Here is a 15,695-nt window from a genome sequence, read left to right as displayed (position 1 = left end):
GGTTACCTCTGGTTCGGAGCTTCACTGGATGCTGTAGCCGCCGTCGATCACCAGGTTCTCCCCGGTGATCATGGCGGCGGCATCGCTGAGCAGGTAGAGCACCGTGGCGGCAATCTCCTCGGGACGGGCGAAGCGGCCCACCGGGATGAGCTGCTTGGCGCGTTCGCCTACCTCCCCAGCCCACGCCTTCTTGCCAAGTTCGGTCTCGACGATGGTTGGCGAGACGGCATTCACGGTGATGCCGAACTCGGCCCATTCCATGGCGAGAACCCGGGTCATGCCCACCACCGCGGCCTTGCTGGCGCAATAGGCGACGTGGCGATCCAGACCGATCACCGCCGCCTGGGAGGCCAAGTTGACGATGCGACCGCCACCGCCGGCGCGCAGATGACGCGCCACTGCCTGGGCAACGAAGAAGCTGGCCTTGAGGTTGATGTCGAGGGTGCTGTCCCAGGCCTCCTCGTGGACGTCCAGCGCCTTGTCCAGCAGTGCGATCCCGGCGCTGTTGACCAGCAGGTCGAGCCGGCCGAAGGCCTTAGCGACCTGGTCCACGGCGGCCTCGATGGCCGCCTTGTCGCGTACGTCGAGGGCGATGCCCAGGTGGCGTTCACCCAGTTGCGCGGCAATCTGCGCCACCTCTGGATTGCGATCCAGCAGCGCCACCCGGGCGCCGCGACTGGCTAGTAGGGTGGCGCAGGCGTGACCGATACCCGCCGCGCCGCCGGTGACCAAGGCACACCGACCGTTGAGGTCGAACGCCTGATTCCAAAAATCGGACATAGAGATCTCCCGGACGGGCAGGGCGCCCGTCCTCGTCGAAGGGGCTTACTTGCCGCTGACCTGCTGGTAGAGGGCGTCGGCGTTTTCCGGCGTCACCGCCACCCAGGGAATGATGTAACTCTTCGCGGTGCCATCACCCCACTGCAGCGCCGGATAGCGCTTCCAGATCTCCGAGCGTGGTTGGTAAGAGCTGCCCTCCAGCTTGCGCAGTACCACGTCTAGTGCCCCCTGGGCTTGCGCCTGGGCATCCTGGAAGTAGGTGATCAGCTCCCCTTTCTTCGCTGCCTGGATGGCGTCGGGCATGCCATCGATGGAAGTGACCGGGATGTCCTTAGCTGACAGCCCGCGGTTCTTTACCGCCTGCAGCGCGCCGAGGGCCATGTCGTCGTTCTGGGCGATGATGCCAGCGATGCCTTTGGGATGGGCGTTGAGCCAGTCCTCGGTTAGCGTCAGGGACTCGGCCCGCGACCAATTGGCGGTCTTCTTCTCGATCACCTTCATCTCGGGATGCTTCTGCAGCACCTCCATTTCGCCCTTCTCGCGATCGATCTGCGCGGACTGGCCAATGGGTCCCTGGATGATCACCACGTTGCCCTTGCCGCCGAGCTTTTCCGCCAGCGCCTGGGTCTGCAGGCGGCCACCCTCCACGTCGTCGTTGCCCACATAAGGCACGCTGGCGCTGGCGACCTTGGTATTGGAGGCCACCACTGGCACCTCGCTCTCCATGGCGCGAGCCACGGCGCCAACGCTAGCCTTGGTGTCGATAGGGACGAAGATGATGGCGTCGTAGTGCTGGGTGACCATCGTCTCGATCTGGTTGTTCTGGGTTAGGGCATCGTAGTTGCCGTCGAACACCGTGATCTGCACTGAGCCGTCCTTGACCGCCGGGTGCTGCTTGAGATCGCGAACCCAGGCCTGCATGAACTGGCCCTTGAGGCCGTAGACGGCGGCCCCGACCTTGTAGGGCGCAGCCTGGGCCAGGCTGCTGGCGAGCAGGGACGCGGCGAGAACGCAAAGCAATTTGCGAGATTGCATGGGTGACTCCTTTTATTGTTGTCGTGCGGAGAGGTTCGCGATCAGGCCCGGCGCTTGCGCCAGACGTCGATCAGGACGGCGAAAACGATGATCAAACCCTTGGCCACCTGTTGGTAGTAGGACGACACCCCCAGCAGATTCAGGCCGTTATTGATGACGCCGATGAGCAGGGCGCCGAACAGGGTGCCGACAATACTGCCGGTACCACCGGAGAGACTGGTACCGCCGATCACCACTGCAGCGATGGCGTCCAGCTCGTAGGAGACGCCGGCCTGGGGTAGGGCGGAGGTGGTACGCGCCGAGAGCACGATGCCGGCCAGGCCAGCCAGCAGCCCGGAAATCACGTAGACCGAGAAGGTCACCTTGCGCACGCCGATACCGGAGGTACGAGCGCTTTTCTCGTTGCCGCCCACTGCGTAGACATAGCGGCCATAGGTGGTGTACTTCAGTACCAGCCAGAAGAACAGCGCCACGATGGCGAAGATCACGATGGGCATGCCGATCGGTCCAAGCTTGCCGGTACCCAGGGCTAGGTAGGCTTCTGGCAGATCGGTGACCGGGCTGCCGTCGTTGAGGATGAAGGTCAGGCCGCGCCCGACGCTGAGCATACCCAGGGTGGCCACGAAGGGTGGGATCGACAGGTTAGCCACCATGAACCCATTCAATGCCCCCATCACCGCTCCGGCGAACATCCCGGCGCTTAGCGCGGCCAGTAGGCCATAGCCCTGCACCGCGACCATCGCGCTGCACAACCCCGCGAAGGCCAGGATCGAGCCTACCGAGAGATCGATGCCGCGGGTCAAGATTACGTAGGTCATGCCTACCGCGAGGATGCCGTTGATGGAGGTCTGGCGCAGGATGTCCATCCAATTGCGCCAGGTCATGAAGTACTCGCTGCTGAAGCCTAGGGCGACGCACAACAGCACGAACACCAGTGGCAGACCGAAGCGGTCGAGGGCGAAACGCAAACGGCTGCGCGACGGAGCGGAGGTGATACTGGGAGTGAGGGTCTGAATGGTCATGAGGCAAGACTCAGCAAGGCTTCCTGGGACAGGGACCGGTCCTCGCTCACGGTGACCAGGCGGCCGGCCTTGAACACCGCGATGCGATCGCTCAGATGGAGCAGTTCCGGGGCTTCGGAGGAGACGACGATGGCGGCGCCACCGGCGCGGACGAACTCGTCGAGCAGGCGATAGATTTCCTGCTTGGCACCCTCATCGATGCCGCGGGTGGGTTCGTCGCAAAGCAGGCAAACCGGCTCGGTGGACAGGCACTTGGCAAGCACTACCTTCTGCTGGTTGCCGCCGCTCATGGCCGCCACCGGCAGCTCGAGGGACGCGGTCTTGACGTTGAGCCGGCGCACCATCTCTTCCGCCAGCGCGTGCTCCTTGCGCCCGCTGATAACGCCCAGGCTGGATAGGCGGTCGTAGGCGGCCAGGGCGACGTTCTCGCGGACGTTGCCGGTAAGTACCAGGCCGGTGTCCTTGCGGTCCTCGGTGACCAGCGAGATCCCGGCGCGGATGGTGGCGGCCGGATCACCCACCGGCACCGGGGCGCCCTTGAGTGCCACCTGGCCGGCGTCCGGCGTGGTCAGTCCATAGACGCAATTGAGAAATTCGCTGCGCCCCGAACCCATCAATCCATAGATGCCGAGGATCTCACCCGGGCGCACCTGGAGGCTGACATCCTGGAATTCGTTCTTGCGGCTTAGGCCGGCCACCTTCAGGCAGGGCTCGGCGGTGGCCGTGCGGCCCTGCTTGTGGTCGATGGGAGCCAGCTCGCGGCCGACGATGCCCCGTACCAGGTGTGTCCGGTCGACGTTCGCCATCGCCCCCGTCTCGACGAAGGCGCCATCACGGAAGATGGTGTACCGGTCGGCGATCTGCGCCAGCTCTGTCAGGCGGTGAGAGACATAGATGATTCCGGCGCCCCGGGTGGTCAGGCGGCGGATCGCGGCGAACAACGTCTCCGTCTCCCGCTCGCCGATGGCCGAGGTCGGCTCATCCATGATCATCACTCGGCAGTCGTGGCTGAAGGCCTTGGCGATCTCCACCAACTGTGTCTGGGCGATGCTCAGGCGGCGCATGGGCATGGTGGCCTCGACGTCGAAGCCGAGATCCTCCAGCAAGGCGCGGGTGCGTCGATTCAGCTCGCGGTTATCCAGCAGGCAGCCCAGCCGGCGCGGCTCCCGGCCCAGCCAGATGTTTTCGGCCACGGTCAGGTCGGGAATAGGTTCCAGCTCCTGGGTGATCATGGCAACGCCAGCGGCTAGGGCCTCGCTAGGGCGCTGGAAGATCACCTCGCGGCCCTCCAATCGGATGCTGCCGGCGTCCCTCTGGGTGATACCCATGAGGATGCTGAGGAAGGTGGATTTGCCGGCACCGTTGCCTCCGCAGAGCGCATGCACCGAGCCCGCCTCGAGACTCAGGTGTCCGTCGCGCAGGGCGGGTATCCCGGCATAGGCCTTGGCGACCTTTTCAGCATGAAGCAGCAAGGGCGAAGCCATGGTACGTCCTCTCAGCTGATGTTTTTTTCTTGTCACAGCGGTGGAGCTCGTAGTGAGCATATGTTTAAACCATGAAAATCTGATCAGTCAACCGGAGTCTGAAAATTTTCTGGATAGGTGATCGTTCTAGGACGGTATCGGCGAGAATGACCGGTAAAGAAGAATATTTATTCAGTTAGGGTGAGAGCCAAGGCAGAGGTGACGATGTAAAAACGCTTGATCGGAATTTCACATGATGATCATATGATCGTGACCGCGTTGGTCCCTCATAGGAGCGCCAGGTGCATGAACGCCACCCAATCCATCGCCATCGGTTGTGACGAAGCCGGGTACGAACTTAAAGAGCAGCTCAAGGCCTTTATTCTTTCCCTCAACCTAGAGGTGGAAGACTTTGGCTCCCACTCCACGGACCCCGTGCTCTACCCAGATATCGCCTATGCTGTCGCAAGCGCTATTCGCGAAGGGCGAAATCGACTCGGCGTGCTGGTCTGTGGGACTGGTATCGGCATGGCTATCTCAGCCAACAAGGTCCAAGGCATTCGGGCGGCCCAAGCCCATGACACCTATTCGGCGGAGCGCGCTCGCAAGAGCAACGATGCCCAGATCCTCTCGATCGGAGCGCGAGTAGTCGGCCCCGAGCTGGCCAAGAGCTTGGTCAAGGCCTTTCTCAGTTCGGATTTCGAAGCGGGGCGCTCCGGGCCCAAGGTCGAGCGTATCAATGCCCTTGAGCAGCGCCGTGATTGCTAGGTGCTGGACGCCGTCCGCCCGGTCTGGGGACAATGGCGACTTTGCCAGTCAACCGGAGTCGATCCTGCATGAATGACAATGCCAGTCGTGGGGCCAGTGACTTCGAGCTGATGACCGACATCGCCATGCTCTACTACTTGGATAACGTCAACCAGGAGGCCATCGCCCAGCGCCTGTCGCTGTCACGGGCCAAGGTCAGCCGACTGCTCAAGCGCGCCCGCGACGAAGGCATCGTCGAGGTGCGGGTACTGCAGCATCCCACCATGAACAACGAAGTGGAGCAGAAGCTACTGGAACGATTCCGGCTGGATCGCGCCCTCATCGCGGTGGATCACGCGGATCCGGACACCCAGCGCTCGGCTGTTGCCAGCCTGGTAGCCAACTATCTCAACCGGGTGCTGGCCGACGGCATGATCGTCGCGGTGGGGATGGGGCGCAACGTTGGTTCGGTGGCAGACAACGTATTTCTACCAAATGGCCGGAACTGCACCTTCGTCTGCGCTATTGGAGGCTCCCTGCGCGCAGGGGAGTATATGAACCCGGACCATATCTGCCGGCGCCTTGCGGCGCGCTTTGGTGGCGAGAGCGAAACCCTATATGCCCCGGCCATGGTTGCCAATCCCGAACTCCGGGCGACCCTGATCGCCAACGATACCGTGCGTGCCACCCTGGATCGGGCCCGCCGCGCCGACCTTGCGCTGATCGGCATCGGTGACATGAGCGAGAGCAGCAATATGGTCCGTATGGGCTGGTTTTCCCCGCAGGAGATCGCGGCGGCTCGTCTGTCCGGCACTGTGGGCGACATGATGGGTTATGACTTCATCGACATCCATGGGCGGCCGGCTGTCAATGTGCTGCAGGGGCGGGTGATAGGCCTTACCGTCCAGGAGCTGGCCCGCATTCCTGATGTCATCGCCGTCGCCAGCGAAAATACCAAGGCTGCAGCCATTCTCGGCGCCCTGCGCTCCGGCGTTATCAATACGCTCGCCACCACCGTCACCAACGCCCACACCATCCTGGCATTGGACGACGCTACGCGGCGCGACGCCTGAAGTAGTCCAGCGGCGACTAGAGGGAGTCCTCACGGCAGGTTGAGATATTTAGTATTCAGTCGTATGCCTATATCAGTCGCTACATAGCATTGCTCAGTGAGTGCCCCCACCAAGCGCACCCGCAGAAGGGACAGCAGGAAGGGAGAGGTAATCCATCGCCTGCTTCGGTCCACATACCTAGTCGAAGGTCGCGGGGGCCACGCTAGCGAGTTCATAAGCGAGTTCAGCTTGGTTTAATTGGCTGCACTACAACTGTAGGCCTAGCCGGTGTCCGGGTACCTAGCTGCAGGAGCGCACCGCCCAGAGCGCAGCCCGCCATCAGGAAGAAGCAGGAGACGTAGCCGTTCAGGCTGGTCCAGCCGCCTCCCGCACTGATCAGCCAGCCCATCAGTACCGGCGCGATGCCGCCGCCAATGAACATGGCGGTGGTGATGATGCCATTGGCGGTGGACGTGGCCGACGGCAGCGCGGCATCCGAGGCAACCGCGTAGTAGATGGGCCAGACGGCGTTGGCCACCAGGCCGAACAGCAGCTGCACCAAGATGATCAGGGTGACGCTGCTGGCGAAGTAGAAGGCAGCGACGCTGGCGGCCATCCACAGGCCGCAAATGATCAGGGTGATCTTGCGCCCGATGATGTCCGAGAGGGTAGGCCAGATCAGTTGCCCGAGAATGCCGGTGAGAGCGAAGACCACGCTGAGGCCGGCCGACTCGGCCAGCGATAGTTTGGCGATGTTGTAGAGGTAGGCCGGCAGGACGATGTTGATGCCCATGTACACCACCTGGGTCAGCAGGGTGTTGCCAGCGGTAAGGGCGATGTTGCGATTGCTCAGGGTCGCGGTGAAGGTACGCCACGCCTGGCCCTTGGCGACCTGACCGCTGGGGGTGAGGTCGGGTGGGGTGAGTCTCTTGGCTGCCATGTCCGTATACAGCGCGGTAATTCGCTCGGCGGTGGAATAGCGCGACCAGAACACCATAAGGGGTACAGCGACGACAAAGGCGAAGAAGAAGACATAGCGCCAGTTGTCCTCGCCAAAGGTGGTGAGCACGAAGCTGGCCACCAGGCCGCTGAGCAGCGCGCCTATGGGGTAGCCGGTGTGGTGGGCGCCCAGGGCGAAACCGCGGCGTTCCACTGGCCACCATTCGGCGGTATTGCTCACGCCGACCGGCTCGCCCCAGCCGGCGCCCAGGTTTACCCCGATACGCAGGGCGACGAAGCTGGTCAGGCTATGGCTCAGGGCCTTGAAGCCGGAGAGAAACGACAGCGCGGTGTAGCCCAGTACCAGGGGTACCTGGAAACGCGCGCGCTTCCAGCCGGCACCATGGCGGTCGCTCCACATCGCCCCCGGGATATCCAGCAGGGCCAGGGCCAGCATGATCAGGGTGGCGATGGTGCCCCAGTCATCGGGGGTGAGGTTGAAGTGCTTGGAGATGGTTGGACCCAGGCGCAGGACGATTTCGCGGTCATAGGCGTTGAGAATCCAGATCAGCCAGCAGACCAGTAGGGAAACCCAGGAATAGCGGTGGATCTGGCGCAGCGAGGCCTTGTTTGCAGTGTGCATGAGTGTGCTCCGGGCGCCAGCGAGGCGCCCTGTCAGAACCTGAAGGGTTTGGAAGCGGTGGGGGTGGGTCAGGCGGCGAAACGGCGCTCCGCGATGCCGCGTACGCCCAGGTCGTGTACGGCAAACAGGGCACCACGCAGCTGGCCGTCGCCGGGGAAGCGTGGCAGGGGCGGGCGAGCCATGGACGTGACATAGAGAACGTCCAGCTCGGGCCCGCCGAACATGACGCTGGTGACCTTCTTTACCGGCATCTCGATGATCCGGTCCACCTGGCCATCGGGGGTGTAGCGCACCAGTTGCCCGGCGTAGACCAGGGCCTGCCAAAGGCAGCCTTCGGCATCCACGGTGGCGCCATCCGCGGCACCGCCGCCGGCGGTGTCGATCCGGTTGCGCGTGCGCCGCTCGCCTACCGTGCCTGTTGCGGTGTCATAGGCATAGGTCCACTGCTCGCCGGTCCAGGTGTCGGTGAAGTACAGAGTGCTGCCATCCGGGCTCCAGCAAGGTCCGTTGGAGCAGATGATGCCTTCGTCCAGGACGTGCAGTGACAGGTCCGGGTCCAGCCGGTAGAGCCGGCCTGAGGCGCTTTCTTCGAGGGTGTCCATGGAGCCGAAGACGAAGCGTCCCTGGCGATCCACCTTGCCGTCGTTGAGGCGATTGTGGGGCAAGTTGGGTTCAGGAGCGTGGATGAGCGTCAATTCACCGCTGGCTAGATCCAGATCGTGGATACCGCCCTGAAGGGCTACCAGGGCGCGATCGCCCTCGCGGCGCAGGGCCATGGAGCCGATCTTCTGGCCGACGTCCCAGGCCCGCAACTCACGGCCGTCGGCGGTGCAGCGCAGGATGCGGCCGTCGAAGCTGTCCAGCCAGTACAGGCGTTGCTGCTCCACGTCCCACAGCGGCCCTTCGCCAAGCGTGGTCTTGAGGTCGGCGACGATCTCGATACGCATGATGTTTCCCTCTCTGTTGTTGTTTTGCGGGAAGCGCGGTCTGGTGGGCGGGCTAGAAGTCGACGGCGTTGCGTCCCTTCAGCCCCAGGAGTTCGCGGGCTTCATCGGGGCTGGCCACCCGGCCGCCGAGGGCCTCGACCACGGTGCGGATGCGTCGGACCTGGTCGGCGTTGGAGGCGGCCAGCTTGCCCGGACCGTCCCACAGCGAATCCTCCAGGCCAACCCGTGCGTTGCCACCCATGGCCAGGCCCATGGTCGCCAGTGGTATCTGGTTGCGTCCGGCGCCGAGTACCGACCAGAGATAATCCTCGCCAAACAGCCGGTCGGCAGTGCGTCGCATCTGCATGAGGTCCTCGGGGTGCCCACCGATGCCGCCGCGCAGGCCGAACACCGACTGGATGAACAGCGGCCGCGGCAGCAGGCCGCGCTCGAGGAAGTGGGCAGCGGTATAGAGGTGGCCGATGTCGTAGCACTCGATCTCGAAGCGCGTGTGATTCTCGCGGCAGGCCTCGAGGATATGGGCGATGTCGCGGAAGGTGTTGCGGAAGATGCGGTCGTCGCTCTCTTCCAGGTAGGGCCGCTCCCAGGCGTGTTGGAAGTCCTTGAAGCGGCCAAGCATTTCGTAAAGGCCGAAGTTCATCGAGCCCATGTTCAGCGATGCCAGCTCCGGCTTGAGCTGCAGCGCAGGTTGCAGGCGCTCTTCCACGCCCATGGTTGGAGCGCCGCCGGTAGTGAGATTAATGATGACGTCGCTTTCCCGCTTGATGCGTGGCAGGAAGCGGCGAAACAGCTCCGGATCCTGCACCGGCCGACCATCCTCAGGATCGCGGGCATGAAGGTGAACGATGGCGGCACCGGCGGCCGCGGCGCCCAGGGCGGCATCGGCAATCTGTTCGGGAGTGACCGGCAGATGCGGCGACATCGACGGGGTATGGATGGCGCCGGTGACAGCGCAGGTGATGATGACGGGACGAGCGTGGGCCATGACACGGGTTTCCTGTGAATTGTTGTTGTGGAAACGCTGGGACTTCAGAGGTACTCGACGTTGCCGTCCACGCTGATCGCCTGGCCGGTAACGTTGCGCGCTGCAGGCGAGCAGAGGAACAGCGCCATGGCGGCGACGTCTTCGGCGGTTACCATGCGCCCCAGGGAAATCTTCTTCAGGTATTGCTCGCGCATCTCCGCCTCCGGCAGGCCGAGCTGCTCGGCACGAGCGCGGATCACACCCTCCATGCGCGGTCCTTCGACGATGCCAGGGAGCAGGGCGTTGACCCGGATGTCGGCCGCACCCAATTCGGCCGCCAGGGACTTCATCATGCCGACGATGGCCCACTTGGTGGCGGCATAGGGCGTGCGCCAGGCATAGCCCAGGCGGCCAGCCACCGAAGCAATCTGCAGCAGATGGCCATGGGCCGATTCGCGCAGCAGCGGCACGGCGTGGTGAGCAAAGCGGTACTGGGCGGTGAGATTGATGTCCAGGGTGCGCTGCCAGTCGGCTTCGTCGATTTCGTCGATGCCTGCCGTCGGACCGGCGATGCCGGCATTGTTGACCAGCACGTCGAGGCCATCCCAGTGGTCGCGCTGTGCGGCGAAGACCTGGGCAACGTCCGCGGCCACGGCGACATCGGCACGGGTGGCAAGGGCGGTGGGATGGCGTTCGCGAAAGGCTGTCAGGGCCGTTTCGCTGATGTCACAGACATGGACTTGGGCGCCGGCTTCCAGATAGGCCGCGGCGAGGACTTCGCCGATGCCGGCGGCGCCGCCGGAGATCAGTACCCGCAGGTTGGGGTAGGGGATGAGTCGATCGAGTACGCTCATGCGCGTTTGCCTCCGTTGCTCTTGGAACCTTCGCGCTGGACCAGCAGGCGGCCGAGCGAGTCGGCTGCCTGCATGATGTCGTCCGCGACAGCGGCGCGGGCGGCGGCGCCATCACGGGCCTCCAGGGCGGCGACGATACGGGCATGGGCCTCCATGGAGCGCGCGAGATGAGCCGCTTCGGGCGCCACCAGGGCGAAGCAGGGACCCATGTGCAACCAGAAGGTCTCCACGGCGGCCACGATCAGTTCGGCACGGGCGACGGCGTAGATGCGTCGGTGGAACGCGAAGTTGGTCCAGAGGTAGCGGGGCACGTCATGGTTGTCCACGGCCTGCTGCATGTCCTGGTAAATGGCGTCGATCTGCGTCAGGTCGCTGGCTTCCAGACGCTGGATACAGCGCTCTGCCAGCAGCCCTTCAAGGGCAACCCGGGCGTCGCGGATCTCGCGCAGGCGCGCCGCCGTCATCATCGGCACACGCAAGCGGGCCGTGCCCGATACCTCGAAGGCGTTTTCCGCACTCAGACGCTGCAGCGCCTCGCGCACCGGCATGGGGCTGGAGCCCAGAGCCTCTGCCAGCCCACGGATGGTAAGTTTCTGACCCGGTTGGAAGCGGCCGCTCATCAGGGCTTCGCGCAGCTGGCGGTAGACCTGGTCCTGCAGGGTGGCGCGAGCCACTTGCCGCAGTGCGGGAAAGGCGAGGGGGGCGTCGGACATAACCGGCTCCTTTCTTGTTTTGTGAGATGAAATATGTGATCACAAAAGCTTTATGTCAAGGGCTAGCCCGAACCTATTGAGAGGCCTTCGAGGTACGGCGACTGTTCAGCGAACGCATGGTGCTGGTAGGGCCGCCAGGCGAAGCCAGTCGCTCGCAGCGGCTGTCCGCGCTAGGCGAGGTGCCACTGATTCTGCCCGGGCTGCCACACGGCAATAGACGTCTGGTTGAGCAGGTGGCGGCGAAAAATACGGTTCCCCTGAACGTAATCCTGGAAGTAGAAAGCGTCGGCCTGACCAAGAAGCTGGTCGCAGCGGGGCAGGGCTATTCGATCCTCGCCCACGCCGCCGTGCAGCAGGATATTGACCGCGGCGAACTGGTCGGTCACGAGATCGAGCGGCCTGGCATTCGCTTGACAGTGGCGCTCGCACGGCTCAAGGAGCGTCGTAGCAGTCGCCTGGCCCTGAGCTGGGAGAAGATCGTGCTTGAGACGCTGGAAGAGCTGGTAACTGTTGGCGCTTGGAAAGAAGCCACTCATTGGCTAGGCCATTGAGAAGATCAGGCCTGTGAGGCTCTGTGCGCCTCTTTGATCGCAGCTGCCAACTCCATCAATACGCCTGAGTAGCGCTCCTCGATCTCCGCCAGCGATAGCGGCGTGGCCAGGCTGATATTGAGGGCATGACTGCGATAGCCGGGTAGACCCAGAGGCGTCGCAATGGCCACCACTTCAGGTTGCCAGGCGGCCAGGCAGTAACCCTTGCTGTGCACGCTGGCGATGGCAGCGCGTATTTCCTGTTCCAGTGGCACCCCACGGGCCTCGCAGCGCCGCGCGCAAAAGGTGGCAATCAGGGTTTCGCGCTGGGCTTCGCCCAGGCCGGCAAGGGATGCGCGGCCGAGGGAGGTGATGTCCATCGGCAGGCGCTGGCCGACCAAGACGTTGCGCGGCGTCTTGCGCTGACTCAGGCGGATCGATTCCAGGTAAATCATCTCGTCGCGGTCCGCCGCCGCCAGGCTGACGTTGACCTGGTGTTCCCGCGCCACTTTGATCATCAACGGTGAAGCGGCCTGCAGGAGGCTGCTGCCCTGGTACATGGCATGGGCCAGGCCAAGGAAGGTCGGGGCCAGGCGGTAGGCGCTGCGGCCGCCGTCGTAGTCTAGGAAGCCGGTACGTACCAAGGTCTGGGTCAGGCGGCTGATCGTGGACTTGGGCAGGCCGAGGAGGTCGCTGAGGTCACCGTTGGTGAGGTATTCGGTCCCCGGACGAAAGGCTCGCAGCACGTCCAGGCCTCGCTCCAGCGAGCGGTTGGCGGGCGCCTTGCCCTGACCAGGCAGATCGGCGGTGTTCAGCTCGGCGCCAGCGTGTTCCATCTGGTGGAATGCGTCCGTTGTCATGACAGGTTTCCTCGCGCAGATTGATTTCAAGCCTGGCGCAGATCCGGGCAGCCAATCAACCCAAGAATAAGAGAGAGGCCACCCATGACGACAACTCCCGAATCCGCGACTCCCATCGAGCTGTCGGTGACCCAGGGCATCGCCACCCTGACGCTGAACCGTCCCGAGGCGCGCAACGCTATCAGCGATGACATGCGCACCCTGCTGATCGAGCACCTGGAGCGCATCGCCGCCGACAACGAGATCAAGGCGCTGATCCTGACCGGTACCGGCAAGGGCTTTTGCGCCGGTGGCGACATCAAGGGAATGCAGGCGCGCATGAGTGCGCCGGCCGGCTCGGTGGCCTTCAACGGCTGGAAGCGCCAGCAACGGGTCCACCACGCCGTGTCGCTGCTGCACAACCTGCCCAAGCCGACCCTCGCTGCGGTCAACGGCGCCGCCACTGGCCTGGGCTGCGACATGGCGCTGAGCTGCGACTTCATCATCGCCTCGGAGCAGGCATCCTTCGCCATGAGTTATATCGCCCGCGGCCTCATCCCCGATGGTGGCGGTCTCTACTTCCTGCCGCGGCGGGTCGGCCTGAGCCGGGCCAAGGAGCTGATCTTCAGCGGTCGCACCGTCTCGCCGAGCGAAGCCGAGCGCATCAGCATGATCGACCGGGTGGTGCCCCATGACGACCTGCTCCCCGCGGCCCAGGATTGGGCCCTGCAGCTGTCGGCCGGTTCGGCGACGGCGCTGGGCCTGAGCAAATCGATCCTCAACAACACCTTCGAACTGACCCAGGGGCAGATCTCGGCCATGGGCAGCCAGGCCCAGGGCATCTGCTACACCTCTAGCGAACACCAGGAGTCGGTCGCTGCCTTCCTGGCGCGCAAGAGCAATGGTGGCCAACGATGAGCGCTCTCGACCGTCTGCTCAGTCCGGCCAGCGTCGCCGTCATCGGCGCCTCGGGCGATGCCCGAAAGACCTCTGGCCGGCCCATTGCCTTCCTGCGCAAGCACGGTTTCCAAGGGCGCCTGTATCCGGTCAATCCGCGCTATGAGGCGATCGACGGCCTGCGCTGCTATCCGTCCATCGCCGAGCTGCCCGAGGTGCCCGACGTGGCGGTCATCCTGCTCGGCGCCGAGCGCGCCAACCAGGCGGTAGCCGAATTGGCGGCGCTAGGCTGCGCCGCGGCCATCGTGCTGGCGGGTGGCTATGGCGAAACGGGGGAGAGTGGCATCCGCCGCCAGGCCGAGTTGCAGGCGGCACGCGGCAGCATGCGTATCCTTGGCCCCAACACCATCGGCCTGGTCAATGTCAGCGAGCGCATCACCCTGTCCGCTAGCGGCGCCTTGGACATGGACGCCCTGCTGCCGGGCAAGGTAGCCCTGGTGTCCCAGAGCGGTGGCATCCTCGGCGCCTTGCTCTCCCGCGGCGTGGCGGCCGGCATCGGCTTCTCCAAACTGATCTCCACCAGCAACGAGGTGGATCTGGACGTCGCGGACTTCGTCGACTACCTGGCTGACGATCCGGCCACTGCCGTGATCGCCCTCTACCTCGAAGGCCTGCGCGACACTGCCAAATTCACCCGCGCCGTGGGCCGCGCCCGTGCTGCCGGTAAACCGGTGGTAGTGTTCAAGGTCGGTCGCTCGGAAGCCGGCGCCAGCGCCGCCGCCTCCCATACCGGCGCCCTGGCCGGCTCGGATGACCTCTATTCGGCCTATTTTCGCCAGCTCGGGGTGATCCGCGCCGAGACCTTCGCCGACCTGCTGGACATTCCCTTCGCCCTGGCCAGCGGCCGGGTCATGCAGGGCACCCGGGTGGCCATCCTCACCTCCACTGGTGGCGCCGGCACTCTGATCGCCGACAATCTAGGCGTCAACGGCTTCCAGACTCCGCCACCCGGCGCGGAGACGGCTGCCCGGTTGCGTGCCTTGGACGTCGGTGACCAGGCGGTGCTCGACCGCAATCCCATCGACCTGACCCTGGCAGGGCTGCAGCCCGAAGTCATGCGCGGCGCCATCAGCATCCTGCTGGAAAGTCCCGATTACGATGCGGTGATCAGCGTGGTGGGCTCCTCTGGCGTCGCCCAGCCGCACCTGATGGCCGATGCCATCCGCGACAGCCTGGCCAGTTCGGAGAAGCCGGTGCTGGCCTATATCAGTCCCCATGCTCCTGCAGCGGCGCAGCGCATCAACGGCTCGGATGGAGTGGCCTTCAGTGCGCCTGAGAGTTGCGCCGGCGCGCTCAAGGCGCTGGCCTTGCAAGGCAGCTTTGCAAGACAGCGGCTAGGGCAGGTCGGCGCTGCCCCCTCGGCCGAGCCGGTGGCTCTGGCGGACCTGCAGCCGGGTCCGCTGGACGAGGCGCGTAGCAAGCAGCTGTACGAGACCTTCGGCATTCCGGTGACCCGCGAGCGGGTAGTGGCGGACGCACGCCAGGCCGAGGCAGCCGCCCGCGATCTGGGTGGCGAGGTGGTACTCAAGGTGCTTTCCGCCCGCATCCCGCACAAGAGCGAGGTGGGTGGCGTGGCCCTGCGGCAGCGGCCCGAGGACATCGGGGGGCGCCTGGAACGGATGCGCGACGAGGTGACCGCCCAGGTCGGCTTCAATCCCGAGGCCTTCCTGGTGCAGGAGATGGTTAGCGGCGGCGAGGAGTTGATCCTCGGCTTCATCCGCGATCCGCAACTGGGTCCGGCCGTGCTGCTGGGTATGGGCGGGGTGACCGCCGAGCTGTTCCAGGACACCACTCTGCGCCTGCTGCCGGTGACCCTGGATGACGCCCGGGCGATGCTGGCCGAGTTGCGCACCTATCCCTTGCTGGATGGCTTCCGCGGCCGTCCCAAGGCCGATGTCGAGGCCGCCGCGCGCTGCATCGTCGCCTTCTCCGACATGGCCCAGCGCCTGGGCGAGCGGCTGCAGGAAGCCGAGATCAATCCGCTGCTGGTCAGGCCGCAAGGACAGGGGGTGGTCGCCCTCGATGGCCTAACCGTTCTGAGCTGAGCAGACGCTGTTCCACAGGGTGGAACAGCGCCATTGCCGCCCCGACTCACCCTTGCATAATCCAAGAACGCTTCATTTCTGACTCATAACAATAAGTAGGTCACTATGAACAGCTTTCCGTCCTATCTCCCATGGTGTGCATTCCTACCGTCTGGCGCCGTCGCG

14 protein-coding genes and 1 pseudogene are annotated in these 15,695 nt (G+C 64.5%); 5 read left to right on the top strand and 10 right to left on the bottom strand.

What is annotated here, in order from left to right; translation table 11 throughout:
• Window positions 1–21 precede the first annotated feature (21 nt).
• From DBY63_RS21300 to DBY63_RS21285, 4 genes are read right to left on the bottom strand one after another with little or no spacing between them, the layout of a single operon-like run.
• Window positions 22–780 carry an SDR family oxidoreductase gene (locus tag DBY63_RS21300; RefSeq protein ID WP_108576250.1) on the bottom strand — a complete coding sequence of 253 codons (759 nt, stop codon included), beginning with the start codon at window positions 778–780 and terminating at the stop codon, window positions 22–24.
• 45 nt (window positions 781–825) lie between these two features.
• A complete protein-coding gene (locus DBY63_RS21295) occupies window positions 826–1,815 on the bottom strand; it encodes a substrate-binding domain-containing protein (protein ID WP_108576249.1) in 990 nt (329 codons plus the stop codon).
• Between the two features lie 41 nt (window positions 1,816–1,856).
• A complete protein-coding gene (locus DBY63_RS21290) occupies window positions 1,857–2,837 on the bottom strand; it encodes an ABC transporter permease (RefSeq protein WP_108576248.1) in 981 nt (326 codons plus the stop codon).
• Window positions 2,834–4,321 carry a sugar ABC transporter ATP-binding protein gene (locus DBY63_RS21285; RefSeq protein WP_108576247.1) on the bottom strand — a complete coding sequence of 496 codons (1,488 nt, stop codon included), beginning with the start codon at window positions 4,319–4,321 and terminating at the stop codon, window positions 2,834–2,836. The genes DBY63_RS21290 and DBY63_RS21285 overlap by 4 nt, the downstream gene beginning before the upstream one ends.
• Before the next feature lie 285 nt (window positions 4,322–4,606).
• Between DBY63_RS21285 and rpiB the strand changes: the two genes are divergently transcribed.
• Together rpiB and DBY63_RS21275 are read left to right on the top strand one after the other, a co-directional pair.
• A complete protein-coding gene (gene rpiB / locus DBY63_RS21280) occupies window positions 4,607–5,068 on the top strand; it encodes a ribose 5-phosphate isomerase B (RefSeq protein ID WP_108576269.1) in 462 nt (153 codons plus the stop codon).
• Between the two features lie 68 nt (window positions 5,069–5,136).
• On the top strand, window positions 5,137–6,120 hold the full coding sequence (locus tag DBY63_RS21275) for a sugar-binding transcriptional regulator (protein ID WP_108576246.1): 984 nt from the start codon (window positions 5,137–5,139) through the stop codon (window positions 6,118–6,120).
• A 223-nt stretch (window positions 6,121–6,343) separates the two neighbouring features.
• Here DBY63_RS21275 and DBY63_RS21270 read toward each other — a convergent pair whose 3' ends face one another.
• From DBY63_RS21270 to DBY63_RS21250, 5 genes are all read right to left on the bottom strand, one after another.
• Window positions 6,344–7,681 (bottom strand): MFS transporter, encoded by a 1,338-nt coding sequence (locus DBY63_RS21270; RefSeq protein WP_108576245.1) that lies wholly within the window; start codon window positions 7,679–7,681, stop codon window positions 6,344–6,346.
• 68 nt (window positions 7,682–7,749) lie between these two features.
• Window positions 7,750–8,628 (bottom strand): SMP-30/gluconolactonase/LRE family protein, encoded by an 879-nt coding sequence (locus tag DBY63_RS21265; RefSeq protein WP_108576244.1) that lies wholly within the window; start codon window positions 8,626–8,628, stop codon window positions 7,750–7,752.
• Window positions 8,629–8,680: 52 nt separating this feature from the next.
• Window positions 8,681–9,613: a 3-keto-5-aminohexanoate cleavage protein gene (locus DBY63_RS21260; protein ID WP_108576243.1), complete on the bottom strand. Its 933-nt coding sequence runs from the start codon at window positions 9,611–9,613 to the stop codon at window positions 8,681–8,683.
• A gap of 44 nt (window positions 9,614–9,657) precedes the next feature.
• Window positions 9,658–10,446, bottom strand: a complete 789-nt coding sequence (locus DBY63_RS21255; RefSeq protein WP_108576242.1) for an SDR family oxidoreductase — start codon at window positions 10,444–10,446, stop codon at window positions 9,658–9,660.
• Window positions 10,443–11,159: a GntR family transcriptional regulator gene (locus tag DBY63_RS21250; RefSeq protein WP_108576241.1), complete on the bottom strand. Its 717-nt coding sequence runs from the start codon at window positions 11,157–11,159 to the stop codon at window positions 10,443–10,445. Before DBY63_RS21250 ends, DBY63_RS21255 begins: the two co-directional genes overlap by 4 nt.
• Window positions 11,160–11,254: 95 nt before the next feature.
• On the opposite strand from DBY63_RS21250, the pseudogene DBY63_RS21245 reads away from it, so the two are divergent.
• Window positions 11,255–11,710 (top strand): annotated as a pseudogene (locus DBY63_RS21245) (LysR substrate-binding domain-containing protein); the annotation flags it as partial.
• Between the two features lie 5 nt (window positions 11,711–11,715).
• On the opposite strand, the gene DBY63_RS21240 reads toward DBY63_RS21245, so the two are convergent.
• Window positions 11,716–12,549, bottom strand: coding sequence for an IclR family transcriptional regulator (locus tag DBY63_RS21240; RefSeq protein ID WP_108576239.1), 834 nt, complete (start codon window positions 12,547–12,549; stop codon window positions 11,716–11,718).
• Window positions 12,550–12,633: 84 nt separating this feature from the next.
• Between DBY63_RS21240 and DBY63_RS21235 the strand changes: the two genes are divergently transcribed.
• Both DBY63_RS21235 and DBY63_RS21230 read left to right on the top strand, forming a co-directional pair.
• Entirely contained in the window at window positions 12,634–13,446 is an 813-nt protein-coding gene (locus tag DBY63_RS21235) for an enoyl-CoA hydratase/isomerase family protein (RefSeq protein WP_108576238.1), read from the top strand.
• Entirely contained in the window at window positions 13,443–15,530 is a 2,088-nt protein-coding gene (locus DBY63_RS21230; RefSeq protein ID WP_108576237.1) for an acetate--CoA ligase family protein, read from the top strand. Before DBY63_RS21235 ends, DBY63_RS21230 begins: the two co-directional genes overlap by 4 nt.
• The last annotated feature ends 165 nt before the right edge of the window (window positions 15,531–15,695 follow it).

The organism is Pseudomonas sp. RIT411 (assembly GCF_003057735.2).
Taxonomy (GTDB): domain Bacteria; phylum Pseudomonadota; class Gammaproteobacteria; order Pseudomonadales; family Pseudomonadaceae; genus Chryseomonas; species Chryseomonas oryzihabitans.
This window is presented reverse-complemented; position numbering and strand designations above follow the sequence as displayed.

Coding starts and splice junctions, on each gene's coding strand:
- DBY63_RS21300 (WP_108576250.1), bottom strand. CDS start 780: ATGTCCGATTTTTGGAATCAGGCGTTCGACCTCAACGGTCGGTGTGCC.
- DBY63_RS21295 (WP_108576249.1), bottom strand. CDS start 1,815: ATGCAATCTCGCAAATTGCTTTGCGTTCTCGCCGCGTCCCTGCTCGCC.
- DBY63_RS21290 (WP_108576248.1), bottom strand. CDS start 2,837: ATGACCATTCAGACCCTCACTCCCAGTATCACCTCCGCTCCGTCGCGC.
- DBY63_RS21285 (WP_108576247.1), bottom strand. CDS start 4,321: ATGGCTTCGCCCTTGCTGCTTCATGCTGAAAAGGTCGCCAAGGCCTAT.
- rpiB (WP_108576269.1), top strand. CDS start 4,607: ATGAACGCCACCCAATCCATCGCCATCGGTTGTGACGAAGCCGGGTAC.
- DBY63_RS21275 (WP_108576246.1), top strand. CDS start 5,137: ATGAATGACAATGCCAGTCGTGGGGCCAGTGACTTCGAGCTGATGACC.
- DBY63_RS21270 (WP_108576245.1), bottom strand. CDS start 7,681: ATGCACACTGCAAACAAGGCCTCGCTGCGCCAGATCCACCGCTATTCC.
- DBY63_RS21265 (WP_108576244.1), bottom strand. CDS start 8,628: ATGCGTATCGAGATCGTCGCCGACCTCAAGACCACGCTTGGCGAAGGG.
- DBY63_RS21260 (WP_108576243.1), bottom strand. CDS start 9,613: ATGGCCCACGCTCGTCCCGTCATCATCACCTGCGCTGTCACCGGCGCC.
- DBY63_RS21255 (WP_108576242.1), bottom strand. CDS start 10,446: ATGAGCGTACTCGATCGACTCATCCCCTACCCCAACCTGCGGGTACTG.
- DBY63_RS21250 (WP_108576241.1), bottom strand. CDS start 11,159: ATGTCCGACGCCCCCCTCGCCTTTCCCGCACTGCGGCAAGTGGCTCGC.
- DBY63_RS21240 (WP_108576239.1), bottom strand. CDS start 12,549: ATGACAACGGACGCATTCCACCAGATGGAACACGCTGGCGCCGAGCTG.
- DBY63_RS21235 (WP_108576238.1), top strand. CDS start 12,634: ATGACGACAACTCCCGAATCCGCGACTCCCATCGAGCTGTCGGTGACC.
- DBY63_RS21230 (WP_108576237.1), top strand. CDS start 13,443: ATGAGCGCTCTCGACCGTCTGCTCAGTCCGGCCAGCGTCGCCGTCATC.